Source organism: Pseudomonas cichorii (assembly GCF_019719005.1).
GTDB classification, from domain to species: domain Bacteria; phylum Pseudomonadota; class Gammaproteobacteria; order Pseudomonadales; family Pseudomonadaceae; genus Aquipseudomonas; species Aquipseudomonas cichorii_E.
On the sequence record NZ_JAIGPJ010000047.1, the window covers coordinates 1 to 24,195 of the forward strand.

Annotated in this window: 20 protein-coding genes and 2 tRNA genes; 7 read left to right on the forward strand and 15 right to left on the reverse strand. The window is 58.7% G+C overall.

Translation table 11 applies throughout. The annotated features are described in order from the left end of the window. Positions 1–175 precede the first annotated feature (175 nt). Both K5D32_RS23645 and K5D32_RS23650 read left to right on the forward strand, forming a co-directional pair. Positions 176–251: transfer RNA gene (locus K5D32_RS23645), tRNA-Glu, on the forward strand. 2 nt (positions 252–253) lie between these two features. After that, positions 254–329, forward strand: a tRNA-Gly gene (locus K5D32_RS23650). A gap of 116 nt (positions 330–445) precedes the next feature. Here K5D32_RS23650 and K5D32_RS23655 read toward each other — a convergent pair. Beyond that, positions 446–1,168, reverse strand: a complete 723-nt coding sequence (locus K5D32_RS23655) for a pirin family protein (protein WP_221602026.1) — start codon at positions 1,166–1,168, stop codon at positions 446–448. Positions 1,169–1,371: 203 nt separating this feature from the next. Here K5D32_RS23655 and K5D32_RS23660 point away from each other — a divergent pair, with 203 nt between their 5' ends. Both K5D32_RS23660 and K5D32_RS23665 read left to right on the forward strand, forming a co-directional pair. Continuing rightward, entirely contained in the window at positions 1,372–2,322 is a 951-nt protein-coding gene (locus K5D32_RS23660; RefSeq protein WP_025261254.1) for a GlxA family transcriptional regulator, read from the forward strand. Between the two features lie 154 nt (positions 2,323–2,476). Beyond that, positions 2,477–3,946 (forward strand): winged helix-turn-helix domain-containing protein, encoded by a 1,470-nt coding sequence (locus tag K5D32_RS23665; RefSeq protein WP_221602027.1) that lies wholly within the window; start codon positions 2,477–2,479, stop codon positions 3,944–3,946. On the opposite strand, the gene K5D32_RS23670 is transcribed toward K5D32_RS23665, so the two are convergent. From K5D32_RS23670 to K5D32_RS23685, 4 genes are all read right to left on the reverse strand, one after another. After that, positions 3,926–6,700, reverse strand: coding sequence for a winged helix-turn-helix domain-containing protein (locus tag K5D32_RS23670; protein WP_221602028.1), 2,775 nt, complete (start codon positions 6,698–6,700; stop codon positions 3,926–3,928). The two genes, K5D32_RS23665 and K5D32_RS23670, sit on opposite strands and share 21 nt — an antisense overlap. Positions 6,701–6,798: 98 nt before the next feature. Next, complete coding sequence (locus tag K5D32_RS23675) at positions 6,799–7,203, reverse strand: AraC family transcriptional regulator (RefSeq protein WP_221594501.1); 405 nt, start codon at positions 7,201–7,203, stop codon at positions 6,799–6,801. A gap of 242 nt (positions 7,204–7,445) precedes the next feature. Then, positions 7,446–8,873 (reverse strand): mechanosensitive ion channel family protein, encoded by a 1,428-nt coding sequence (locus K5D32_RS23680; protein WP_221577527.1) that lies wholly within the window; start codon positions 8,871–8,873, stop codon positions 7,446–7,448. 63 nt (positions 8,874–8,936) lie between these two features. Next, a complete protein-coding gene (locus tag K5D32_RS23685) occupies positions 8,937–9,959 on the reverse strand; it encodes an alpha/beta hydrolase (protein ID WP_221577528.1) in 1,023 nt (340 codons plus the stop codon). Positions 9,960–10,108: 149 nt separating this feature from the next. Here K5D32_RS23685 and K5D32_RS23690 point away from each other — a divergent pair, with 149 nt between their 5' ends. From K5D32_RS23690 to K5D32_RS23700, 3 genes are all read left to right on the forward strand, one after another. Next, on the forward strand, positions 10,109–11,002 hold the full coding sequence (locus K5D32_RS23690; protein ID WP_221602029.1) for a LysR family transcriptional regulator: 894 nt from the start codon (positions 10,109–10,111) through the stop codon (positions 11,000–11,002). A gap of 178 nt (positions 11,003–11,180) precedes the next feature. Next, positions 11,181–12,155 (forward strand): ABC transporter substrate-binding protein, encoded by a 975-nt coding sequence (locus K5D32_RS23695; RefSeq protein ID WP_308125056.1) that lies wholly within the window; start codon positions 11,181–11,183, stop codon positions 12,153–12,155. Between the two features lie 81 nt (positions 12,156–12,236). Beyond that, positions 12,237–14,513, forward strand: a complete 2,277-nt coding sequence (locus K5D32_RS23700; protein WP_221602030.1) for a molybdopterin guanine dinucleotide-containing S/N-oxide reductase — start codon at positions 12,237–12,239, stop codon at positions 14,511–14,513. Here the strand turns inward: K5D32_RS23700 and K5D32_RS23705 are convergent. The 10 genes from K5D32_RS23705 to K5D32_RS23750 form a co-directional block, all read right to left on the reverse strand. Next, entirely contained in the window at positions 14,510–15,172 is a 663-nt protein-coding gene (locus K5D32_RS23705) for a response regulator transcription factor (protein WP_198728732.1), read from the reverse strand. The genes K5D32_RS23700 and K5D32_RS23705 overlap by 4 nt on opposite strands. A gap of 168 nt (positions 15,173–15,340) precedes the next feature. Beyond that, positions 15,341–16,396, reverse strand: a complete 1,056-nt coding sequence (locus K5D32_RS23710) for a chemotaxis response regulator protein-glutamate methylesterase (protein ID WP_025261244.1) — start codon at positions 16,394–16,396, stop codon at positions 15,341–15,343. After that, positions 16,393–16,911 carry a chemotaxis protein CheD gene (locus K5D32_RS23715; protein ID WP_260407516.1) on the reverse strand — a complete coding sequence of 173 codons (519 nt, stop codon included), beginning with the start codon at positions 16,909–16,911 and terminating at the stop codon, positions 16,393–16,395. The genes K5D32_RS23710 and K5D32_RS23715 overlap by 4 nt, the downstream gene beginning before the upstream one ends. Then, entirely contained in the window at positions 16,902–17,714 is an 813-nt protein-coding gene (locus K5D32_RS23720) for a protein-glutamate O-methyltransferase CheR (protein WP_221594495.1), read from the reverse strand. Before K5D32_RS23720 ends, K5D32_RS23715 begins: the two co-directional genes overlap by 10 nt. A 1-nt stretch (position 17,715) precedes the next feature. Beyond that, the gene (locus K5D32_RS23725) at positions 17,716–18,234 is read right to left on the reverse strand and encodes a chemotaxis protein CheW (protein WP_025261241.1); all 519 of its coding nucleotides are present in this window, start codon (positions 18,232–18,234) and stop codon (positions 17,716–17,718) included. A gap of 14 nt (positions 18,235–18,248) precedes the next feature. Then, positions 18,249–19,877 (reverse strand): methyl-accepting chemotaxis protein, encoded by a 1,629-nt coding sequence (locus K5D32_RS23730; RefSeq protein WP_221538620.1) that lies wholly within the window; start codon positions 19,875–19,877, stop codon positions 18,249–18,251. Between the two features lie 27 nt (positions 19,878–19,904). Then, positions 19,905–21,977 carry a chemotaxis protein CheA gene (locus K5D32_RS23735; RefSeq protein WP_221602031.1) on the reverse strand — a complete coding sequence of 691 codons (2,073 nt, stop codon included), beginning with the start codon at positions 21,975–21,977 and terminating at the stop codon, positions 19,905–19,907. A 3-nt stretch (positions 21,978–21,980) separates the two neighbouring features. Continuing rightward, positions 21,981–22,298 carry an STAS domain-containing protein gene (locus tag K5D32_RS23740; RefSeq protein ID WP_221538616.1) on the reverse strand — a complete coding sequence of 106 codons (318 nt, stop codon included), beginning with the start codon at positions 22,296–22,298 and terminating at the stop codon, positions 21,981–21,983. A gap of 4 nt (positions 22,299–22,302) precedes the next feature. Next, on the reverse strand, positions 22,303–22,668 hold the full coding sequence (locus K5D32_RS23745; RefSeq protein WP_025261237.1) for a response regulator: 366 nt from the start codon (positions 22,666–22,668) through the stop codon (positions 22,303–22,305). A gap of 33 nt (positions 22,669–22,701) precedes the next feature. Beyond that, positions 22,702–23,805, reverse strand: a complete 1,104-nt coding sequence (locus K5D32_RS23750) for a methyl-accepting chemotaxis protein (protein WP_409372892.1) — start codon at positions 23,803–23,805, stop codon at positions 22,702–22,704. Between the last annotated feature and the right edge of the window lie 390 nt (positions 23,806–24,195).

Below are 24,195 nucleotides of genomic sequence, written 5' to 3' on the forward strand. Positions count from 1 at the left end.
AATAGCTCAGTTGGTAGAGCACGACCTTGCCAAGGTCGGGGTCGCGAGTTCGAGTCTCGTTTCCCGCTCCAGTTTTATACAATTCTGCTCTAGGGCGGGGTTGAGTGAAACCAGAACCAAGTCTTAGGATACGGATCTGGACACTGGAACACACACCATGTGTTCCGGGTAGCGTGTCCCCTTCGTCTAGTGGCCTAGGACACCGCCCTTTCACGGCGGTAACAGGGGTTCGAGTCCCCTAGGGGACGCCATTGCGGGAATAGCTCAGTTGGTAGAGCACGACCTTGCCAAGGTCGGGGTCGCGAGTTCGAGTCTCGTTTCCCGCTCCATATTCTTCAAGAACGCCGCTCATTGAGCGGCGTTTTTGTTTTTGCGTTTTTTCCCTTCGCGAGCCTCCCATTCATCAGGAGGCGCGCTTTTTTCTTTCTATATATAGAAAGAGTCTTCAAGGCATCTGCGGCCGCTCGTTCGGCCGTAAATCGAAAACCAGCACTTCGGCATCGACGCCTTCACTCAAGTGAATCTGCTGTTCGTCACGCAGACGCACACCATCGCCTTCCCCGAGACGCTCACCATTGAGCACGACGCTGCCACGGGCGACATGTACGTAGGCATGGCGATCGGCTGCCACTTCAAGGCTGGCCGTTTCATTACCGTCGAACAGACCGGCATAGACCCGGGCATCCTGACGGACTTTCAAGGAGCCATCGTTCCCTTCGGGGGAGATGATCAGCTGCAGGCGTCCGCGTTTCTGTTCCGGGCTGAAGTGTTCCTGCTGATAGGTCGGTTGCGCACCGGCCACATTCGGCACAATCCAGATCTGCAGGAAATGCACCGGCTCGCTTGCCGAGTGATTGAACTCGCTGTGTGCAACGCCGCTGCCAGCGCTCATCAGCTGCACGTCGCCAGGTCGGATGACCGAGCCGGTCCCCAGTGTGTCCTTGTGCTCCAGGGCACCTTCGAGCACATAGGAGAAAATCTCCATGTCGCGATGGGGGTGCTGGCCGAACCCTTTGCCTGCTGCGACACGATCGTCATTGATCACCAGCAGATCGGAAAACCCCTGTTCCAGCGGGTTGTAGTAGCTGGCAAACGAGAAGGTGTGAAAGGATTTCAGCCAGCCATGGTTGGCTGCGCCACGATCGGAAGCTTTGCGAAGAGTCAGCATGATTCTTTCTCCATTCATATGTCGAGGCTGAAAATTCAGGTATCGACCAAGTGAGAGAAAGGTTACTGGTTATCGAGGCTGGCAATAAGTAGCTGAAAAACGAATGACTGTCCTGCTCTGGTTGACAGTGTCGGGTAGCCAGCAGAGCCGGCCCATCTTGTTCATAATGCGCAGTCTGTCTTCATTCAAGTGATGCGCGACTTATGAAAACCGTGGCGATGGTGTTATTTCCGGACTTTCTCTTGCTCGATATGGCCGGGCCTATCGAGGTTTTTTCCATTGCCAATCGCTATCTGGCGCCCGACAAGCATTACCGGATATCGACCATTGGCACCGAGCAGGGCGCGCTTCGTGCGTCCAGCGGCGTCAACATCGTGGCTGACCGGCATATGGACCAGGCCGTGGAGGATTACGACCTTCTGTTGATACCCGGAGGGCCGGGTGCCTACAACGAAAGGCACCAGCCTTTATTGAACTGGCTCAATGAGGTCGCGCCCCGGTCTTCTTGCTACGGCTCCATCTGCACCGGTGCCTTCATTCTGGGGGATGCCGGGTTGCTCGATGGGCATCGCGTCACGACTCACTGGCATTACACCGACCGGCTCATCAAACGTTTCCCCAAGGCGCAGGTGGAAACCGATCAGATCTACATCCGTGATCGCAACCTCATGACTTCCGGTGGCGTCACTGCCGGTATCGACCTCTCACTTGCGGTCGTTGCCCAGGATCATGGCAAGAAGGTCGCCCAGGATGTGGCCAAAGTGTTGCTGGTATTGATGAGGCGCCAGGGCGGCCAGGCGCAGTTCAGCCCCTTGATGACTGCCATTGCCTTGCAGGAAACCCCCGTTACCCGCGTACAGAACTATGTGCTGGAACATCTGGATGAGGCCTTCAGCGTCGAGCGCATGGCCAGCCTCGCCAATATGAGTGCCCGACACTTCGCTCGCACCTTTGCCCGTGAAGTCGGGATGACGCCCATGGACTTCCTGCAGAGCGCTCGCATCGATCACGCCCGGAACCTGCTGGAAACCACAGAGCTGCCACTCAAGACCGTGGCTTATAAAAGCGGCTTCGGCAGTGTGCGGCACATGCGCTTCCTGTTCAGCGGCAAGATCGGGCTGACGCCAGCCCAGTATCGCGAGCAGTTCAGCTAAGCACGCCCCATTGTCCGTATTGCGCACCGCAATGACCGTATCGCGCCTCCTGTGCCGGTTGTTCCGGTTTTCCTGCCTGCCAAGATGAACACGAATCTTTTGCAAGGGTCGTGCGGTGGTCCGGATAGCCGGGTTTATCGGCGTGTGAACGGATATGGACAGCCTCAAGAATATACACAACGATTCGGTACTGCGTTTCGGGCCCTATGTGCTTGATGTTCGTCAGCGTCAGGTGATGCAGGGCGACAAAACATTGCGCGTGGGGAGCAGGGCGCTCGATATCCTTCAGGTGCTGATCGGGCAGGCGGGCAGCATTGTCAGCAAGAACAGCCTCATTGCTCAGGTCTGGCCCGACTCTATCGTCGAAGATATCAATTTGCGTGTGCAGGTCGCGGCCTTGCGTCGAGCCTTGAAAGACGGGCAGAAAGGTCAACGCTTTATCGAGACGGTTCCCTTGCGAGGTTATTGCTTCGTAGCCAGGGTCGAGCAGGTGGAGGCGAACCCGCAGATCAATGCGCCGAAGCACAATCTGCCTGCGCGCCTGACATCGGTGATCGGTCGCGATGAAGTCGTGGGCAGGATCGTGCGTCAGTTGCCCGGAGTACGCCTCATGACCCTGGTCGGGCCTGGTGGTATCGGCAAGACAACGGTGGCCTGCCGGGTCGCTGAATCACTGCTCAGGCATTATCCGGATGGTGCCTGGCTTATCGACTTTTCTGTTCTGGATGACCCACAGCAGGTGGCCGGCCAAATGGCTTCGGCGCTGGGGCTTGGCAGAGATTCGTCTCTGGCTGATCTGGCCTCGACGCTGGCCGGACGGCGTGCGCTGTTGATCTTCGACGGTTGCGAGCATCAGCTTGAAAACAGTCGACGCTGGGCCGAAACCCTGTTGCCGGCTTGTGCCCATCTGTCGATTCTGGTGACCAGCCGTCAGGCGCTGCAGGCCAGAGGCGAATCCGTGTTGGGGCTGCCGGCGCTGACCATTGCATCCGCAGGTACGCGTGACGCCATGGCCTGTTCGGCCATGCAGCTTTTTGTCCGTCGTGCCCAGGCTTCCAGGCAAGGTTTTGTCTTGCGTAAACAGGATGTAGCGACAGTGGCTGATATCTGTCGACGGCTCGATGGCATTCCTCTGGCTATCGAGCTGGCGGCTGCCAGAATCGACGTCTTTGGATTGGCGGGTTTGCCAGCTCAATTGGACAAGGGGGTTCATTTGCCAGGCTTTGGCCGGCGCACTTCTGTCGTGCGTCACCAGACCTTCAAGGCATCCCTGGACTGGAGTTTCGAGCGACTGAGCCTGCACGAGCAAATCGTACTGCAGCGTATTGCGGTCTTTGGTTCGGCCTTCACGAAGTCGGCTGCCATTGCAGTCTGCAGCTGTGTTTCGTTGCCCGCTGAAGGCATCGCCAAGGCGCTGGAGCAATTGGTGGGCAAATCGCTGCTGTCGATAAGCCAGGGCGGCGGTACCTTGCGTTATGACTTGCTGCGCACCACTCGTTTCTATGCGCTGGAGAAACTGCAAGCCAGTGGTGACGGGCGAGTATACGAGGCTCGTCTTGCACGTTATCTCGGTATGGAGCGCTTCGCAGTAGCGCGCGCTCCGTCACCGCAACTGATCGAGTAATTGCCGGGCCGCGATCAGGTCCGGCGTTGTGAAGCCTTCGGTGAACCGTGCATACACAGGCTCCAGCAAAGCGTATGCCTGCTGCCTGTAGCCCTGACGCTGCTTGAGCCTGGCGAGAGAAGTGGCGCTGCGCAGTTCCCAGGCCAGGGCACCCTGTTTCTGCGCCACGCTCAATGCCTTGAGCAGTATGGCTTCGGCGGTTTCGGCGTCTTCAGGTGGGAGAGTGTCGGCTCTGGCGCGCAGGATTTCCGATGTACACCAGCCTGCTGCTCCGCTTTGCGCCCGCTCGAACAGGGCATCGTCGACCGGACCTGGACGCAGGGTGATCATGATGTCTCTGATGAACCCGGTACTGGCCGCAAAATTGTTCTCGGTGGCTGGGGAGGTCATCAACTGCGCGTAGCGCTGCCCCCAGTCATAAAACAGCAGTGCCGAATGCCTTTGCGAGTGGTCGCGCAGCAGCTTCAACAACTCGCTGGCTGTCTGGGTATCGCCGTTATAGAGGGCGATGGCGCAACCAGCCAGGGAGAGGGTGTGACAGATGGACGTTCCGTGTTTGATCTGCAGGGCAATGTCCAGCGCCTGCCGTGCGGTCTGCCACGCAAGCTCGGGACGTCCTTGCAGCCATAGAATGCGCGCCAGAATGGTCAGGGCCGCAACGCTCTGATCGTATTGCACGCCGAAAACATACGTGAACTGATGAGGATGTCCGCTTTGTGCCATGCGCTGGATGACCTGCTCGGCATTCAGCCGTGCCAGGGTCTGATCGCCGGAAAAGTGCAGCGCCAGAACCCGTAAGCGATGGGTGCTCATGCAGATAAAGGTATCGGTGTTCATGCCCAGCCGATTGAACTGGCGATTCTGTTCAAGGGCTTGCAGGTAATCACCGCGACACACGTCAACGATCATCTTTCCGGAAATGGCCTGCAACTGGCCCGCTAGATCATTGTGATGCTCGGCCAGTACCCGTGCGCTCATGAAAGCGTCCAGCGCTTCGGGCGTGTCGCTACGGGTATGAAAGGAAATGCTGCCCAGTGCCAGCTTCAGGGGGATCAGCAGCTTCGCGGGTGCAAGGGGATCGGTTTCCAGCAGCCTCAGTGCCTTGCGCACATAGAAGTCGTGTTCTTTGAGCAACGATAATTCCTGCCAGAGAGGTGTGCTGTTGGCAACCAGCTCAATGGCCAGCCTCTGCGCGTGAGCGCTGTTGAATCCCCACTCCAATGCTGTCCTTATGTCTTCCAGGCTGTAGATATAGCGGTCGATCCATTGTTGAGTGGGAATGTGCTCCCAGTCCTGCTGTGCCTGTTGCATGAGCACGAGGCAGCGCCGTGCATGGCGTTCGCGAAGCTCGGGCAGTTGTTCGTGCTGGAGCAGTTTTTCCAGTGCATGACTGCGGGTGGTATCCAGCAAGTGATAGAGGACCTCGTCGTCCACGAACTCGACATTGAGCAGCGACTTGCTGATCAGTTGGGGAATGATGGCCAGGACTTCCTGCGGGCTGATCTGCTGATCCACCACCACCGCCATGACGGACTCCAGGGTGAAGCGGTCCTTGAAGATACTCAGGCGTTGCAGGCACGTCTGCTCGCTGGCGCTCAGCATCTGGAAGCTCCAGTCCAGCGTGGCGCGCAAGGTCTGGTGGCGAGCCAATCCATCCGGATGGCTTTGGCCGTGAAGACGGAAACTGGTTTGCAGGTGTTCGAGCAATTTGCTGAAACCCAGGTTACCCACCTGAGCAGCGGCCAGTTCGATGGCCAGGGGAATACCATCCAGGCGCTGGCATATTTCAATGGCCATGGGCAGGTTGGCTTCGGTCAGTTCAAAGTGTTCCTGACTGGCCGTGGCGCGTTCGACGAACAATTGCAGTGCCGCAAAATTCATGGCTTCGGCGCTGCTCGTCCCCTCGAAAGGCGGGCAGTCCAGAGGTTCCAGGCGCTCGACCCATTCGCCATCGACCTGCAGGCTTTCGCGGCTGGTGATCAGAATGTGTACATCGGGGGCGCTGCGCAGAATGCTTTCGCTCAGCAGGGCAATGGTATCGACCATGTGCTCGCAGTTGTCGATCACCAGCAGCATCCTGCGATCGTGCAGGTAGGCGCCAAGATGGCTCATGGGGTCGTCATCGTGTACAGCGATGTCGAGCAGCAGGGCCAGGTGAGTCGCGACCATTGCCGGATCGGTCAGGGGCGCCAGGTCCATGAGACGAATGCCATCGCGATACTGGCCGATCAACTGCTCCGCAACCCGCAGGGCGACCGTGGTCTTGCCGATGCCGCCGGGGCCGGTCAGGGAAATGAAACGGTGTTGTTGCAGTTGGCCTGCCAGCCGGCTTACCAGTGCATCACGTCCCAGGATGCGCGATTGACGAGTGGGCAGATTGTGGCTGGTCGAGATTTTCATAGGGGCATCTGGCCTGTGTTCGACCCGTTGCAGGGCGATGGGAGCAACAAAGCTGTAACCACGTTGTGCAACTGTAACAATATAACGCTGTCCCGCCTGGCCATCGCCCAGCGCTTTGCGCAGCGCAGCCATATGTACGCGCAGATTGCTGTCCTCGACCACAGTCCTGGGCCAGACATGGGAAATGAGTTGTTGTTTGCTGACCGTATCCCCGGCATGTTCGATAAGGATCAACAGGATATCCAGGGCGCGACTGCCCAGCCGCACGGGACGGTCGGCTTCCAGCACCAGACGTTGCTGCGGGTAGATCCGATAAGGGCCGAAATGCACGGCCGGCTCGGTGAGAAGGGTCAAAGGTTCATTCCTGTTGTGTCGCCTGGGATTCTGTTTTTCGGGCAGACAAGTACGCTCTCGAGCTTGCTCGTGATGCGACTTTCAATCTAGCCCTTATTTCAGAATCCGCTGGCGGCAAACACTTTGCTGTTATCAGTGTTCTTTAGCGCATGACCGCGCCAAGTAAAGGGGTTGATGCCTTCGGTACGGGAAAATATATGCGAGAAGTGCGATTGGTCACAGAATCCGCACTCATGACTTATCTGGGTCAAGGTCATGTCCGTGTGCTGGATCAGGCACTTTGCGCGAGCGATGCGCTGGCAGCGAATCCATTCCTGAGGCGAAAGGCCGGTGCTGCGTTTGAAGGCTCTGGAGAAATAGCTTCTGGACAAGGCACAGGCGCGGGCCAGTTCGGAAACTTCGATGTTTTCACCCAGTTTTTCGAGGATCAACTGTTTGGCCAGACGCTCGCGCCAGAGGGGCAGGCCGCCGCTGACGGCTGTCTGTTGCTTGATGCCGTCCATGGTTTTGCATATCGAGCAGGGGTATTGCGGAACCTGAGTCATGGCAATGTCCATTGTCGCGTGAAGGTGCAAATGAGTTGGCTGTTTTGTCAGCACCTTTCGATGGGCAAAAGTCTGCGCAGAGAGCGCCATTCTTGGGTGCAGGAACAGGGCTGACGAGTTAATCGTTGTTAATTTCGCAGGCGACGATCAGCCGCTATCGGTTTTGCGCAGCGCTCTGGCCTGCGCTTTCCAGTACTTGCTCAGCGAGTTTTCAGCCAACTGAGAAAGCCGCCTTTCTTGACCTGGGCAGGTCTTGCCAGCAGCGCCGAATGACTGTTCTTCTGCCGAACCGCCTGCAACTTGTGCAGCGCGTTATTGACCTGGCCGGATTGCTCCATGCAGGCACGTGCAACGTTCTTGTCGATTCGATAGATGATGCTGGAGGTCATTGCCGTGAATCGCGCTTCGGACGGTGTATCCGCGAGAATGCTTTGCTCGCCCATGACCTCACTCGGCCCCATGCGGCCCGCCTCGACTTGCTCGTTGCCGTTGGCCACCGAGGCACTGACCACCCCTGTGGCAATCACGAACAGGTAATCGGCAACCTCGTCGAAATCCAGCACCACTTGCCCTGCCGAGTACTGCTGCGCGGTCATGTGTTGTGCCAGGCGGTCGCGTTCCGGCTCGCTCAATGAACGGAAGACTTTCACCTCTTCCAGCAGAGTGCGGGCACGGGAAGTCGGTTCGCTGCTGCCGTCAAGCTGACGGACGATGCCAGCGGCCTCCAGATGGCGGTGCGCGAGGTCGAAGAGTTGATTACGCACTTCGCCTTTCTTGCTCAGGTCCGCGATAAAACCGCTGGCCACATATTCGGACATGCTTTCCCCGGCTTCCTTGAGCACTGCTTTCGGGGCTGGGGAGAGCAACAGGCTGCTGCTGCCCTGCAAGGTACGATCCAGAGCATCGAGCACGCGGCGCGGGCGGATATGGTTGGGCACCTGAATGCTGATCGACACGCCATGCATGTGAGTCGGCCTGCTCAGGTTGACGATCTTGGCCTTGGCCGCCACGGAGTTGGGCACGACGGCCGTGCTGCCAGCGCTGGTCAGCAGATGCGTGGCGCGCCAGTCGATATCGGTCACCTTGCCTTCGATGCCGTCGATCGAGACCCAGTCATCGACTTGATAGGGCTTGGTGGTGTTGAGCACGATCCCGGAAAACACATCGCTCAAGGTGCTTTGCAGCGCCAGACCGACAATGATTGCCACGGCCCCCGAAGTTGCCAGAAGCCCTTTGACGGGCAGTTCCAGCACATAACCGGCTGCCGCGACCACAGCGATCAGAAACACCAGCGCACCAATCACGTCCTGCAGCAGGCGTCCGCTATGACCGATGCGATGCATCAGGGCCAGGCCGATCAGCACCGTCAGCACACGGGCTGCGTACACCCACCAGAGAATCGCCAGTGCCGTTGCACCCAGTTGCAGCACGCTGTCATCTGGCCATGCGGGTGCCTGCAACGGGCTGATACCGGCATTGATGATGAGCGTACTGAAGGCCAGAAACAGACCCAGGCGAATACCGACCCGAATCACTCGAAGCTGGACCGGTGACAGATGCCAGATCGACACATCGGCCAGCAACAACAGGGCACTCCACAGCAGGGGATGGCTCAGCAGAAAGGACATGGTGCGACTCCGGCATGACAGGCTGAAACCTGCCCGGTGGGGCAGGTTATGGCGGGCTGGTTATCAGTTGCCGAGGTGGGCTTTGAGCTCGTTGGCCGCCTGACGCATCGCGGCGCGGACTTCAGGGATCTGGTTCAGCGGGTTGAGCAGGCCGAAGTCATGGATCATCCCGTTGTAGCGCACCGCCGTCACCGGTACGCCTGCCGCATCCAGCTTGCGGGCATAGGCTTCGCCTTCGTCACGCAGCACGTCGAACTCGGCGGTCTGTACCAGCGCCGCAGGCAGGCCGCGCAATTGTTCGCTGCTGGCTTGCAGAGGCGAGGCATGGATCTGGGCGCGCTGGCCTGCATCGGTGGTGTAGTTGTCCCAGAACCACTTCATCATGCCTTTGGTCAGGAAGTGACCTTCGGCAAACTGCTGGTAGGAGCCGTTATCGAAGTTCGCATCGGTGACCGGCCACAGCAGCAACTGGAAGCGCAGCGCCGGTGTTTTCTGTTCCTTGGCCATCAGCGCCACGACCGCTGCCATATTGCCGCCGACACTATTGCCTGCTACAGCCAGCCGGCTGCCATCGACGCCGATCTGCTTGCCATGCTCGGCCACCCAGCGGGTTGCGGCGTAGGCCTGATTGATAGCTGTCGGGTACCGGGCTTCAGGTGATGGCGTGTAATCCACATACACGGCTACCGCACCGGAGCCGACCACCAGATCACGGATCAGTCGCTGGTGAGTCGGGAAGTCACCCAAAACCCAGCCGCCGCCGTGGAAGAACATGAACACCGGCAGGTCACCCTTGATCTTGGCAGGACGGACGATCTTGAGGGTGATCTTCTGACCGTTGGCATCAATCGAACGCTCGCTGACTTCCACACCCGACAGATCCACCTTGACCGAGGCCTGGGCGCCGGTCAGGACTGCGCGGGCATCCTTGGGGCTCAGTTGTTCAAGCGGTTTGCCACCACCAGCGGCCAGGGCTTCGAGAAAGGCCTGAGTGTTGTGTTCGACGCCAGGGCTGCCAGCGGCAAAGGCGCTATTGACGGACAGGGCGAGCAGGGTAGTGGTCAGGGCTTTTTGCAGAGTGTTCATGGGGTCAGTCCTTTTGAAAAACGAAAGTGGTTGGCTGATAAGGGCAGTGCTGGCTTCGGGCCTTGTCTGCACCATGGATACAGATTAATAGGGTGCTGAAAGGCGAAAAAGCGGCTATAAAGCGTTTAACTGTCAACCAGGTTGTGACAATGAACCCCTTTGAAGATATGCGCATTTTTTGCCAGGTCATGGAGTCGGGCAGCTTCACGGCGGCCTCCGACAAGCTGGGCCTGTCCAAGCAGTTCGTCAGCCGTCGCCTGATGCAGCTCGAAGAGCGGCTGGGCGTGCGCTTGCTCAATCGCTCGACCCGGCGCCTGGATGTCACCCCGCTGGGGCAGAGCTATTACGAATCGGCCTTGCGCCTGCTGGGCGAAGTCGAGCAGGTCGAGCAGGGCATTTCGGGGCAGAACAGCGAACCACGCGGCACCTTGCGCCTGAGCGCGCCGCTATCATTTGCCGTGGCGCATCTGGGTTGCCTGCTTCCGTTGTTTCTGCAGCGCTACAAGGATGTGGCAGTGGAGGTGGATCTGAGTGATCGGCCAGTGGACCTGCTCAGCGAGGGCTATGATCTGGTGCTGCGTATTGGCGTGCTGGAAGACTCCAGCCTGATTGCCCGGCGTATCGCAACAATTGACCGGGTGTACTGCGCCAGCCCTGCATACCTGGCTGAGCGGGGACGTCCGGAAAAACCTGAAGACCTGCACACCCACGACTGCTTGCCCTATGGTCACAACCGTCAGGTGCAGTGGCGTTTCCAGGGCAATGGCAAACCCGTTAGCCTCAATGTCAGCGGGCGGATGCGTACCAATAACGGCGAGTTGTTGCGCGATGCGGCGATTGCCGGGCTTGGCATCACATACTTGCCGACCTTCATTGTCGGGGCCGCGCTGAGCAGTGGAAGCCTGGTCAGTGTGCTGGACGATCTGCGTCCCGAGCCCCTCACCTTGTCGGCGGTTTATCCACAGCATCGTCAGGCCTCAAGGCCCGTGCAGGCCCTGATCGAGTTCTTGCGCGAGCGATTGGCAACCAGCGACACCCTTTGAGCTGAGGGGGTGATAACTGAGCTGTTTGCATATTAGGCTAGATCGAAAATGAATTTAGATAATGTTTTTTAGAATGATAGGGTTCTAAGAATTCGTTTCAAACATTGAAACCGTTATCAAAAAATCGGCTACCGCACCTGCGGATCCAGACCCCATTTCGATCCAGTGGAGATTGCACGTGCCCGACAACACCCTTGCCCGATGGAAAAAAAGCGTTCTGTCCGGTCTGTTCCTGACGCTTGCGGCTTCGTTGAGTGCTCAGGCCGCTGATCTGGTGGTGGGCGACCAGAGCTATAGCGCCCGTACCGTGATGGAAGCTGCGGGTGTGCTCAACGACCTGCCTTACGAACTGGAATGGAAGCAGTTCACCGCCGGCTCGCCCGTGGCCGAAGCCTTGAACGTCGGCAGTCTGGATGTCGGTTTGCTGGGGGATTCGCCTGCTTTGTTCATGGGCGCTCTGGGCGCACCGATCAAGGTCATCGGCGTGTCGCGGCAGAATCTGGATGGCGTGGCCATCGTGGTACGCAAGGACTCTTCCATCAAGAGCGTTGCGGATCTGGCAGGCAAGAAAGTGGCGATCTGGAAAGGCTCGTTCAGCCAGCAGTTGATGCTCACCGCACTGGACAAGGCGGGCGTGTCTCGTGATGCCGTGGACTATCGTTATCTCAGTGCGCTGGATTCTTCTCACGCTCTGGACGGCGGTTCGGTGGATGCCATTGCGACCTGGGAACCCTACGTCACCCAGCAGGAACGCCAGGGCGCGCGGGTGATTGTCACGGCCAAGGGGTTGATTCCGGCCCAGAGTTTCATTGTTGCCAACGACAAGGCCATCAAGAACAAGCGTGCCCAGATCAACGACTTCCTTCAGCGTTTGCAAGCGGCTCGCGACTGGTCGGTGCGTGATCCGAAAAACAGCGAAACCTACGCCAACGCCTGGTCAGGCCTGACCCGAGCCGATGCAGACGTCGCCCGCCGCTGGTTCTCCCGTTCGCAGATAGTCGTGGTGCCGATTACCCCTGAAGTGATTGCGGGCGCGCAGCAGACCATCGATTTTTTCAACAGCGCCGGGCTGACCAAAAGCTACCCGGCGGCCAGCGTGTTCGATGAGTCGTTCAATTCGGCGCTTAAATTGCAGGAGCAGGTTTCGCGTTGATTCATTCGCACACACCGAACCCCGTAGGAGCGAATTCATTCGCGAAATCTCCAAGCCAAAACCCCTCAGGAGTCCTTCATCATGACGTTCACTTCATTGCACTGGGGCGTCTACCGCCCACACGTCGTGGACGGAAAGCTTGAAGCGCTGGTGCCCGCAGAGTGGGACAAGGACCCTTCGCCCATTGGTGATTCGGTTGCAGGCGCCATTGCATCGCCGACCCGCATCAAGCGTCCCGCTGTGCGCCGCAGTTTTCTTCATGAGCCAGGTGGCCGACCCGAGCTGCGGGGGCAGGAGCCGTTCGTTGAAGTGTCCTGGGACGTTGCACTGGATCTGGTCGCCCGAGAGCTGAAGCGCATCAGGGGCGAGCATGGCAATCAGGCAATCTTCGGCGGCAGTTATGGCTGGGGCAGTGCAGGGCGTTTTCATCATGCCCAGAGCCAGTTGCATCGCTTCCTCAACTGCCTGGGTGGTTATGTGTTCAGCACCGACAGTTACAGCCTCGGCGCAGGTCGTGTGTTGATGCCGCATATCGTCGGCAATATGGATTGGCTGCTGGCGGCGCACACCTCCTGGAAGAACCTGGCCGAGCATTGCGAGCTGTTCGTGGCCTTCGGTGGCTTGCCCGCCAAGAACGCCCAGACAAGCCCCGGCGGTGCCAGCGATCACCTGCTGGCCGATGCCTTGCAGGCGATGTCGAAAGCGGGTGTGGAGTTCGTCAATGTCAGCCCGTTGCGTGATGACCTGGTCGGCCCTGAAAAGAATGAGTGGCTGGCGATTCGTCCCGGCAGCGATACGGCGCTGATGATGGCGTTGTCCTGGGTCTTGATCACCCAAGGGCTGCATGACGAAGCCTTTGTGCAGCGCTATACCGTGGGCTATGAGCGCTTTCGCGAGTATCTGCTGGGGCATGTCGACGGGCAGCCAAAGGACACGCAATGGGCCGAGCAACTGACTGGAATCCCGGCCCGGCAGATCACCGAACTGGCGCAGCGCATGGCCGGCAAGCGGACCATGATCAATGTCGCCTATTCCTTGCAGCGTTCCATTCATGGCGAGCAACCGTTCTGGATGACCGTGACCCTTGCCGCGCTGCTGGGGCAGATCGGTTTGCCGGGAGGCGGTTTTGGTCTGGGCTATGGCTGCATGAACAATACGGGCAGCGGTCGCAAAGCATTCTCGGGGCCACGCTTCGAGCAGGGCAGCAACCCGGTCAAGGATTTCATCCCGGTGGCGCGTGTCGCCGACATGCTGCTCAACCCCGGCGAGCCTTTTGATTACAACGGCCAGCAGCGGCATTATCCCGACATTCGACTGGTGTACTGGGCCGGCGGTAATATCTTCCACCACCATCAGGACCTCAATCGCCTGCTGGATGCCTGGCAGCGGCCGGAAACCATCATCGTTCACGAGCAGTACTGGACCGCCCAGGCCAGGTACGCCGATATCGTCCTGCCCGCGACCACGGCGCTGGAGCGCAATGACATTGGCAGCGCGGCGTCCGACCGCTTCATGATCGCCATGCAGCAAGCCATCGAGCCGGTGGGCGAAGCCCGCGACGACTATTCGATCTTTGCCGACCTTGCGCAGCGCCTGGGCGTTGCCGATGCCTTCACAGAAGGACGTGATGCATCGGCCTGGCTGCGACATATCTATGAGCAGTCTCGCGAGCGGGCCGAAACCTTCGGCGTGCAGTTACCGGACTATGACCGGTTCTGGCGCGACGGCCTGTTCGAGGTGCAATACCCCGAAACCGACATGATTCTGCTCAAGCCTTTTCGCGATGATCCGCAGGCCAACCCTTTGCCCACACCTTCAGGGCGTATCGAAATCTTCTCCGAGCGCATTGCCGGGTTCGGTTACGCGGACTGTCCGGGGCATCCGGTCTGGCTGGACAAGCCTGCGACCTCATTTCCCTTGCACCTGCTGTCCAACCAGCCGCGAACCCGCCTGCACAGCCAGTACGATCATGGTGCCTATAGCCGCGCTTCAAAAATCCACGAACGCGAGCCCTTGACCCTCAATCGCCGTGATGCCCAGGCACGCGGCATTGGCGACGGCGATGTGGTCAAGGTCTTCAATGAGCGCGGTGCTTTTCTGGCCGGTGCGATTGTCTCGGACGACATTCGTCCTGGTGTCGTGCAGATCGCCACGGGAGCCTGGTTCGACCCTCTGATACATGGCCAGAAGGGCAGCCTTGAGAAACATGGCAACCCGAACGTGATCACCCTCGACGCAGGGGCTTCAAGCCTGTCTCAGGGCTGCTCGGCACAAACCGCGTCGGTGGAAGTTGTGAGGTGGGATCAGGCGTTGCCTGAAGTGACGGCCTTTGAGCCGCCACTGCTGACGTCATGCTAATCGTTGACCTGAATGATCCCTTCCCGAACGGCGAAAAGCACCAGACTGGCAAGGTCGTGAATCCCCAGACGATGCATGACCTGGGAGCGATGGGCCTCCACCGTCTTGACGCTCAGGCCAAGACCCAGGGCGATGGAACGGGTCGATTCACCACGGGCGATCAGGCGCAGGATTTCAAGCTGTCGTTCGGTCAGTGAAAAATTTCCGGATCTTGTGGGCGAGGGGGGCGTGAGGCTTTTCTTGACTGCCTCGCTGACCACCAGCGGCACGACCTCCGAAGACAGGTATTGATCGCCATGCTGCAATGCTTGCAGGGCCAGTTCCAGCTCCAGAAAACTGGCGCTCTTGAGCAGATAGCCCTGGGCACCCAGTTGCAGGCACTTCATGACAAAGCCTGAGTCGGTATGTGTCGACAGCATCAGCACCTTGGAGCAGGGCGCATGCACCGACAGTTCTTCCAGTGCATGCACGCTGCATGATCGCTCCATGGACATGTCCAGCAGGACGATGTCCGGTGACAGCAGGCAAGCCAGCTGGATGATGCTGTCTCCATCGCCGGCTTCACCGACGATTTCGTATTCGTGTTGTTTTTCCAGTAGTGCCCGGATACCCGCCCGAAACAATGGGTAGCTATCGGCGAGCAGAATTCGGCAAGGCATATTTCCGGCCTGTGTCGCATGGGAAGGGAATAGCTGGCAACGAGTGAAAGCTACGATTACTGTTCTCCCGCGGGAGTTGATGATAGCCCGCTGATGGCGGACTGCATCCGTGCGAAATACAGCCACGCAAAGGACATCCCTATCCCTGATTGTGGCGCTGGCATTGCGTTAGCCATGCCGTGCGCTGTCACCAAACTGTTGGATCAGTATCGGTACTCTGGACAGCGGTTCTATCGCTTGTGCCGCGCCCATGCGAATGGCTTCCTTGGGCATGCCGAACACAATGCAACTGGCCTCATCCTGAGCGACGGTATGGGCTCCGCTTTCACGCATGGCCAGCAGGCCGCGGGCGCCATCGTCTCCCATGCCGGTCATGATCACGCCCAGGGTATTGGCGCCTGCATGTCTGGCCATGGAGCGAAACAGCACGTCTACCGATGGCTTGTGCCGGTTGACCGGTGGGCCGTCGAGAACCTCGACCTGATAGTGGGCTCCGTTGCGCTTGAGCTGCATGTGCAGACCGCCGGGGGCGATCAAGGCCAGGCCGCTGTGAACGCGGTCCAGGTGCTTGGCTTCGCGGACTTCGATCTGACACAGGCTGTCGAGACGCCTGGCAAAATCGGCCGTGAATTTCTCCGGCATGTGTTGAACGATCACAATGCCCGGGCAGTCACGTGGCAGTTGGCGAAGAATGAATTCCAGTGCCTGGGTGCCGCCGGTCGAACAGCCCAGAGCCACGACCCGGTCTGTGGTTCTGAGCAGCGGGTTTGCCGGTGGCGGCGGTGCCTCCGCGGCCTGGGTACGTGCAGGTGGCCGGAAAGCGCCTGGGCGGGTGCGGGCTGCTTCTTCGATCTTGCGGATCAGATCCCCCGAGATCTGCTCAAGGCTCTGTTTCAGGCCCAGCCGGGCCTTGGTGAAAACACCCACCGCACCGGCCGCCAGGGCTTCGACGGAAACACTGGCACCGGCTTCGGTCAGGGTCGAGCAGATCAGGGTCGGGGTCGGGCGCTCGCTCATGATCTGGCGCAGAAAGGTCAGGCCGTCCATGCGCGGCATTTCCACGTCCAGAATGATGACATCCGGCCAGTCGCGCCGCATCTTGTCGATGGCGTAGATCGGGTCGCTGGCCTGGCCGATCACCTCGATACCGGGGTGGCTTGCCAGGCAATTGGTCAGTACCTGGCGAACCAGGGCCGAGTCGTCGACGATGAATACGCGGATCACAGAATATGTCCACCTGTCCTTGAGTTCTGTGTGATGACGGGCAACGTGACTTCATTGCGCTGGCATTCGATCCTGCCGCTCAGTCCATCGATCTGCAGGCGGCGGTAATGGTCGCCATTGAGATCGTGCAAGTCCACCGACCATTTGCGCAGGTTGAATTCCTTGCGGGCGAAATCGCTGTTGGTGTGGCCGATCTTGCGCAGGCCGTTGCCCTCGAAGCGCGTCATGCAGCCCCCGCCGAAAATGCCTTTGCGGTACTCGCTCGGGTTGGTGCCGTGACGCACCATGTCGGCATGCATGCGCTGGAACACGGCTTCACCGTAGCGAGTGTCGTGATCATTGCAGTTTGCGGTCGGGTCACGGGGCAGCAGGTAGTGCGACACTCCCAGTAACCGCCAGCGTGGATGCCAGAGAATGACTGACACGCAACTGCCCAGCAGCGTCGTGACCGGTCCGTCGTGGCGACCGAAGAAGTAATCACCGGGTCGCAGGAAAAGGGGTTGGTTTATAGACATTCGTACACCGAAGGCCTTACCAGCCGTACAGGTAGATCAAAACCGTGAATGCTTTCGGCATGACCTATGAATAAAAGGCCGCCTGGACGCAACTGACAGACAAGGCGCTGCACGATACGTTTTTTCTCTTCATTGTCGAAGTAAATCAATACATTACGCAGAAAAATCACATCAAACAGGCCCACGTCTTCTGACAGGGGTTGAACGATGTTGACTTCCTGTAACGTGATACGGTCGCGCAGGGCTGCCTTGACCCTGAAGCGTCCGCTCATGTCTTCAATCCCCTTGAGGCAATAACGCTGCATCCAGCCTTCTGGAAAGTACTTGGCCTGCGTCAGGTCATAGATACCCTCGTGGGCTTTTTGCAGCATGCTCAGGCTAAGATCGCTAGCCATGATGGACCAGTCCTGTGTAGTGGCACTTTCACTCAGAACCATGGCCAGAGTGTAAGGTTCCTCGCCCGATGAGCAGGCTGCACTCCACAGTCGTACCGCCCCCCGTTGCCGTGCCAGCCACTGGCCCAGAAACTCGAAGTGCGGGTTTTCGCGGAAAAAATATGTTTCGTTTGTGGTCAGAAGGTCGACCACCAGACGGCGCTCCTGCTTGTACAGGGGTTGTTCAAGCATGTGCAGGTATTCGGTGTAGCTGTCCAGCTGGTAATAGCGAAGACGCTTCATCAGGCGCCCGGCAACCAGCGGGCGCTTGTTCTGCGCCAACTGGATGCCTGAGGCATCAGCCATGAGCTTTTGCAGATGGAGAAACTCGGCGTCGCCGAGTGTCGGCATCTTCAAGGCTTCTGACATTTCAACTTCCCTTGAGCACAGCAAGACTGAGCTGGCGAATGTCATCCAGGGACAACACTTGTGCAATGTTCAGAATGATGGTGAAAGTCTGGTCGCGACGTGCCATGCCCGCGATGAAATCCGTACGGATACCGGCCCCGAACGGCGGTGCGGGCACCACCTGCTGCGGGTCGATATCCAGCACGGCGTCCACGGCATCCACTACCAGGCCGATGCGCTGGTAGAGGTCTTCCAGCGTCAGCTCGATGATCACGATGCAGGTGCGCTTGCCGGGCGTGGTCAGCTCGAAGCCGAAGCGCGCCGCCAGATCGAGCACCGGCACCACGTTGCCGCGCAGGTTGATCACGCCATGGATAAAGGCCGGCATCATCGGTACGGACGTGACTTCGTCGTACTCGATGATCTCGCGCACCAGATCGATAGGCAGCGCATAAGCGGCGTCCCGCACCCGAAACGACAGGTGCTGGATGCTCATCGTGTCGGCGTCGGATAGCCGTTCGACAGTTTGGGGAAGACTCATGATCGTACCTCCCGTTAGTTGAAGCTGACGAACTGGCCTTCATCGACCTGTGACTTGCCTCTGGACCACGGCGGCGTCGGGCTGCTGTAGTTGTCATTGGCGCGTGACTGAGGTTTCGACGAAGACTGTGCCTCGAAGCGGAAGAAGCCGATCAACTCCTGCAACTGGCCGGCCTGGGCATTCATTTCTTCTGCGGTGGCGGCCAGCTCTTCGGAGGCCGAGGCGTTCTGCTGGGTGATCTGGTTCATCTGGCCCATGGCGATATTGATCTGCCCGGCTGCACCGCTCTGCTCCTGGGAGGCTGCTGTGATTTCCTGCACCAGATCAGAAGTCTTCTGGATGTTGGGCACGATCTCGTTGAGCAGGCGCCCGGCCTGTTCGGCCAGTTGTACGCTGCTGGAGGCGACCTGACCGATTTCCTGAGCGGCCACCTGGCTGCGTTCGGCCAGCTTGCGCACTTCGGCTGCGACCACAGCGAAGCCCTTGCCATGATCACCTGCGCGAGCGGCTTCGATGGCGGCGTTCAGGGCCAGCAGGTTGGTCTGGTAGGCGATGTCGTCGATGATGCTGATCTTGTCGGCAATCTGCTTCATGGCCAGAACCGTGTCGCCGACCGCGCCGCCGCCTTGAACGGCGTCATTGGCAGCCTTGCCGGCGATGCCGTCGGTGATCTTGGCGCTTTCTGTGTTCTGGGAAATCGAGGCGGACATCTGCTCCACCGAGGCACTGGTCTGTTCGACACTGGCGGCCTGTTCGTTGGCGGCCTGGCTCAGGGATTGCGAGGTCGAACTGACCTGCTCCGAAGCCGAGGAAAGCGAGTCGGCGGCACTGCGCACATCGCCCAGAATGCTGCGCAGACGCACGGCCATGTTCTGCATGGCCGACAGCAGTTGACCGGTTTCGTCCTTGCTGTTGACTGCAAGGTCCTTGCTCAGATCACCCGCCGCCATGCGGTTGGCAGCTTCCACTGCGCCATTGAGCGGCTTGGTGATGCTGCGGGTGACCAGTACGCCGATCAGCATGCCCAGCAGGGTAGCCACGGCCACCAGCACAATCATCTGCACGCGGGAGCTTTCGGAGATATTGGTGATTTCCTCATTGGACTGTCCGGCGCGGGTTTTCTTGTAATCGACCACTTCCCCCAGCATGTCATCGACGATGTCACCGGTCGATATTGCTTTTGGCATCAGATCTGTGACCGCACTGGCCTCCTGGAGCTGGCCGCTTTGCTGATTCAACTGCAAGAGCAGCCTGGAAACGTTTTCATACTCGGTCAAGGGTGCCAGAAGGGCGTCGACTCTGGCCTGACCTTCTTTGGTCACGAAGCTCGCGCGTGACTTGATGATCAGGGCACGTGTCGTTTCCAGTGTGCTGCGGGTGAGTTCGGCTGCTTTGTCCCGGCTTTCCGAGGTCGTGGAGAGCAAACTCTGGCGCATGGAACGTCCTGCCGCAATCAGCTGGATATTCGCTTCCTGCAACAGGCTCATGCCCTCGACATCGATATCGTACATACGGTCAGAGAGCCTGTTGACCTCATCCAGGTTACGAATGCCCAGCGTGCCGATGGCTGCGGTAAAGGCGACGACGATCAGAAAACCGAATGTCAGCCGGACCCCTATCTTCATATTTCGGATGAACTGCATGCTTACATCTCCTGAAGGCTGCAAAAGTTAGTTGGCGCTGGCGACACTGGTTTGATTGGCGCTTTCGACCTGGGCTTGCAAATGGCGAAACAGGCTGGGGATATCCAGAATCAGTGCAACCTGACCGGACCCCAGGATGGTTGAGCCGCTGATACCGCGAAGGTGCTGGAACATCTTGCCCAGAGGCTTGATGACGGTTTGCAGTTCGCCGTGCAACTGATCGACGATCAGCCCGGCCTGCTGGCGCCCCTGACTGACCACAACAATGTTGCGACGCCGGGATGGCTCGGCCTTGATGCCGAAATGACTGTTCAGTGCAATGCAGGGAAGAGGGTTGCCTCGCAGGTTCAGATAGCCATAGCCGTTTTCCAGAGGAGGCGCGGTGGCCTCCATGCATTCGGTGATCACGTCCAGCGGAATGACAAAGCTGTCCTGGCCCACACTGACCAGAAAACCATCGATGATGGCCAGGGTCAGAGGCAGGCGAATGCGGAAGGTGCAGCCTTCACCGGCAACCGAATCGATTTCGATCGTGCCGCGCAGTTGATCGATGGCGCTGCGCACGACATCCATTCCGACACCGCGTCCCGACAGGTTGGAAACCTGCTCGGCAGTGGAAAAACCGGCCTCGAATATCAGCAGGTGAATATCGCTGTCGCTCAGTTGTGCGTCGGGTTCGACCATGCCTTTGGCGATGGCCTTTTCCAGAATGCGTGCGGTATTCAAGCCACGACCGTCATCGCTGATTTCCAGCACGATCATGCCGGAGTCGTGATAGGCATTGAGGCTCAGGTTGCCCTCGGCCGGTTTGCCGGCCGCCAGACGATCGGTGGCGGACTCGATGCCGTGGTCGATGGCGTTGCGCACCAGGTGGGTCAGCGGATCGGCCACCTTGTCGATCACCGACTTGTCCAGTTCGGTTTCGCCGCCACGAATGGTCAACTGGATCTTCTTGTCCAGTTCCTGGCTGACGTCACGCACCACGCGATGGAAGCGGTTGAAGGTTTCGCCCACTTCGACCATACGCAGTTTCAGCGCGATTTCGCGAATCTGCTCCACGTGATGCAGCACCGCCTGGGTGCTTTCGATGCTGCCATTATGACCGCCCAGGCGGGCCTGCATCTGTGCGCCCGCCGTACTGATGACCAGTTCGCCTACCAGATTGATCAACTCGTCGAGCTTGTTGGCTGCAACCTTGACCATCGTGTTTTCCACGGGGCGACGGTCACGGTTGGGAGTGGGGGTTGGCGAAGGTCTTTCAGGCGCGGCCACAGCCATCGTAGCCAGGGCCTGTACCTGCTGGACCGGAGCCTGATCGACGACCGGGCAATGCTCGACGAGCGTTGTGTCGGATTCGGGCCGGGTCGCCAGTCGCTCGATCTGCAGGGTGCAGAAATCCTGAATGAACTCGAAAACGTCTTCGATCTCGCTGGCCTGAGCGCTGCTGCGCAGAGTCAGTTTCAGTTCCAGATAACAATCTTCAGGATCGAGTTTTCCCAGCTCCGGCAAGGACGGTGTCAGCGTCTGCATGCTCGTGATGGTGCCGAGCTTCTTGAGATAGCGCACGAAGGCTGCCGGGTCGAAACCGTTCTGAAACAGCTCCCTGGCAAATGCGATGGAAACCTGCCAGTCGTGTTCGTCATCGCTGATGGCCGCTTCGTTGCTGTCTGACGTAGCATCTTCGGTTTCGACGGCCTCATGGCCCTGAGCCTTGGCCAGTGCCGCGAGCAGAGGCGCCTGACGGCTTTCGTTGGCTTCCATCACGCCGTTGTCGGGGTCTACGCTTTCGAGCATGGTGCTCAATTCATCCATGCACTTGAGCATGAGTGAGGTAAGGTCCGAGGTCAGCACCCGCTGCCCGTCGCGCACCGACATCAACAGGCTTTCCAGGTGATGGGTGAGGGTGACCAGCGGCGTCAGCGAGAAGATCCCGGCCGAGCCCTTGAGGGTGTGAACGGCGCGGAAAAGACCATTGACCGCGTCATGATCGTCCGGGGTGGTTTCAAGACGCAGCAGGCTGTCTTCGGCATCCTTGAGCAGGTCCCGGCCTTCATCCAGAAAGCCCTGCAATAACTGATTCCACTGTTCACCACTGAGCATCGGTCAATCCTCGGCCTGAGCCACAGGTTGGAGCACATCCAGAGCCAGCAGCCCGGTCATTTCCATCACGCTGGGCGAAGCGGCACTGACAGTGGCTGATGCCCCGCTCAGTGACAGTTCGCGCTGCAACGCCAGCAATAGCTGAACACCAGCGCTGTCGATTTCATCGACGCCGCTGAGGTCCAGCTGCCAGGCCTGGACCTGTGTTGAGATCAAGGGCATCAGCAACTCGTGTGCCTGCCTGACTTCGTAGATGGTCAGGTCGCCCTTTACATGCATCAGCGTGGGTGTGTCTTGCGTCCCTTCGGTTATCGAGAACATGGGCTTACCCCAGCAGTTTCTCGACCGCAGCGAGCAACTGCTGAGGCTGAAAAGGTTTGACGATCCAGGCTTTGGCACCCGCGGCCTGGCCTTCGGCTTTCTTGGACTGTTCGCTTTCGGTGGTGAGCATGATGATGGGGGTGAAGCGGTACTCGGGCCGCGCCTTGACTTCCTTGACCAGGCCGATGCCGTCGAGATTGGGCATGTTCACGTCACTGATGATCAGGTTGACCTTCTGCCCGGTGAGCTTGTTGAGGGCGTCGCGCCCGTCTACAGCCTCGATCACTTGATGCCCTGCGCTGCTCAGGCTCATCTTCACCAGTTGGCGCATCGATGCAGAGTCATCGACGATCAGTACGGTCTTGGCCATGTTCGGAACTCTCGTATAGGGAAAAAGCAGGAATCAGAAAAAAGTGATTTCGCTGGCGGCGGCCTGTGGTCGCCCGTGGCGCTCTTCTTCCGTGGTGAAGCGCTGACGCAGGCGATCCAGCCATGCGTGCGGGTCATCGAGACTCTCGTCCTGGCTGTGCAGGGCACTGAGCAGTTGTTGCTGGTCGGCCTGGACGTGATCGAGCATCTGGTCTGCACGGTCCTGAAACTGCAGGTTGACCATGATCGAATGGATGTCGCGCTGGGTATCGCGGGCATCGCGTTGCAGTGCATGGGACGAGTCGGAGAGTGCGTTGAGGTTCTCTCCAAGGCGTGCCATGACCTGAGTGACCGAGTCGTTGAGGAAGTCCAGATTGCTACGCTCGCTTTCGCCCAGCTCGGCTGCGGCGGTGATGGTGGACTGGATGGCCTTGTTGATCTCTTCGACCTTCGTGTCCATGCCCTGGCCTGTCTCGGCGGATAGCGAAGAAAGCTTGCGCACTTCATCGGCTACCACCGAGAAACCGCGACCATGTTCCCCGGCACGAGCGGCCTCGATGGCGGCATTGAGGGCCAGAAGGTTGGTCTGGCTGGCGATTTCCTGCACGCGCTTGGCCATGAATTGCAGCTGGCTGGCATAGCTGTCGAGCTTGCTGATCGTCGTCGTCAATTCCTGCTGGCGCTGACTGCTGGCGTTGAAGGAGCGAGTCACTTCCTCGAGCCGCTGGTTGGCTTCAAGCAGGCTGGCACCGACACCGCCATTGCCCAGAATGTTTTCAGAGTTGTTGAGGCTGCCTTCCAGGCGGGTCGCAATATTGCTGAAGCTGTTGAACAGTTCGCTGATATTGGTTTGCAGCAGGTCACGGCTCTGGTTGATGCTATCGCTCCAGCTGGGGACGATGGTGTGCAGCAGAGCCGGTACGTCGGGTTGGCCTTGGGGTTGGGACAAATCAGAAGGGGCGTTTTCAGGTGCAATCTGTGAGGCCGGGGATCTGGAACGCAAGTGCAGCGCGACGGTAGTGGCCCCGATAATGGCCAGGCCGATGGCTGACACGGTGCTTTGCCCCAGTATTATTCCAGTGGCACCGAGTACGAGCCCAAGCCAAAAACCAATGTAGATAGCCATGCTCGCATCCATTCGATTGTCTTAAAGATAATCGGATAGTAGCGATGGTAAATTGACGTCAATATCGGGATAACCCCTAATCCTTATTCCATGAGCGGTAGGCTCTACGATGAGTGTTTATGGGTTTTTAGTTGACCGAATCGTCAGGTAAAAGTCTTTTTTCCAATGATTTTTGATCGGGGTTGCGCTGTCTTTGGTGTGAGTGAGTGGTGTGTTTCCTAGGTGAATGGCTTAAGGGTTTGGCTGTTTTAGTGTTTTTCAGGGACAAACTAATATGAGTTTTAGATAGATTTACTATCACGGTGCGGCAACTAGTGGAGGGCGAGTTTCAACGAGGATTTAAAAGGAGGGAGAAGTAAAGTATTAGTTTCTAAAGGATTGATCAGAGGGGGTTTTAATATT

Bases quoted from the DNA above. Each gene is read 5' to 3' on its own strand.
- K5D32_RS23720 (WP_221594495.1), bottom strand. From the start codon at position 17,714: ATGTCAGAAGCCTTGAAGATGCCGACACTCGGCGACGCCGAGTTTCTC.
- K5D32_RS23735 (WP_221602031.1), bottom strand. From the start codon at position 21,977: ATGCTCAGTGGTGAACAGTGGAATCAGTTATTGCAGGGCTTTCTGGAT.
- K5D32_RS23655 (WP_221602026.1), bottom strand. From the start codon at position 1,168: ATGCTGACTCTTCGCAAAGCTTCCGATCGTGGCGCAGCCAACCATGGC.
- K5D32_RS23740 (WP_221538616.1), bottom strand. From the start codon at position 22,298: ATGTTCTCGATAACCGAAGGGACGCAAGACACACCCACGCTGATGCAT.
- K5D32_RS23675 (WP_221594501.1), bottom strand. From the start codon at position 7,203: ATGGACGGCATCAAGCAACAGACAGCCGTCAGCGGCGGCCTGCCCCTC.
- K5D32_RS23715 (WP_260407516.1), bottom strand. From the start codon at position 16,911: ATGTCTATAAACCAACCCCTTTTCCTGCGACCCGGTGATTACTTCTTC.
- K5D32_RS23660 (WP_025261254.1), top strand. From the start codon at position 1,372: ATGAAAACCGTGGCGATGGTGTTATTTCCGGACTTTCTCTTGCTCGAT.
- K5D32_RS23685 (WP_221577528.1), bottom strand. From the start codon at position 9,959: ATGAACACTCTGCAAAAAGCCCTGACCACTACCCTGCTCGCCCTGTCC.
- K5D32_RS23700 (WP_221602030.1), top strand. From the start codon at position 12,237: ATGACGTTCACTTCATTGCACTGGGGCGTCTACCGCCCACACGTCGTG.
- K5D32_RS23725 (WP_025261241.1), bottom strand. From the start codon at position 18,234: ATGAGTCTTCCCCAAACTGTCGAACGGCTATCCGACGCCGACACGATG.
- K5D32_RS23705 (WP_198728732.1), bottom strand. From the start codon at position 15,172: ATGCCTTGCCGAATTCTGCTCGCCGATAGCTACCCATTGTTTCGGGCG.
- K5D32_RS23680 (WP_221577527.1), bottom strand. From the start codon at position 8,873: ATGTCCTTTCTGCTGAGCCATCCCCTGCTGTGGAGTGCCCTGTTGTTG.
- K5D32_RS23665 (WP_221602027.1), top strand. From the start codon at position 2,477: ATGGACAGCCTCAAGAATATACACAACGATTCGGTACTGCGTTTCGGG.
- K5D32_RS23690 (WP_221602029.1), top strand. From the start codon at position 10,109: ATGAACCCCTTTGAAGATATGCGCATTTTTTGCCAGGTCATGGAGTCG.
- K5D32_RS23730 (WP_221538620.1), bottom strand. From the start codon at position 19,877: ATGCAGTTCATCCGAAATATGAAGATAGGGGTCCGGCTGACATTCGGT.
- K5D32_RS23745 (WP_025261237.1), bottom strand. From the start codon at position 22,668: ATGGCCAAGACCGTACTGATCGTCGATGACTCTGCATCGATGCGCCAA.
- K5D32_RS23750 (WP_409372892.1), bottom strand. From the start codon at position 23,805: ATGGATGCGAGCATGGCTATCTACATTGGTTTTTGGCTTGGGCTCGTA.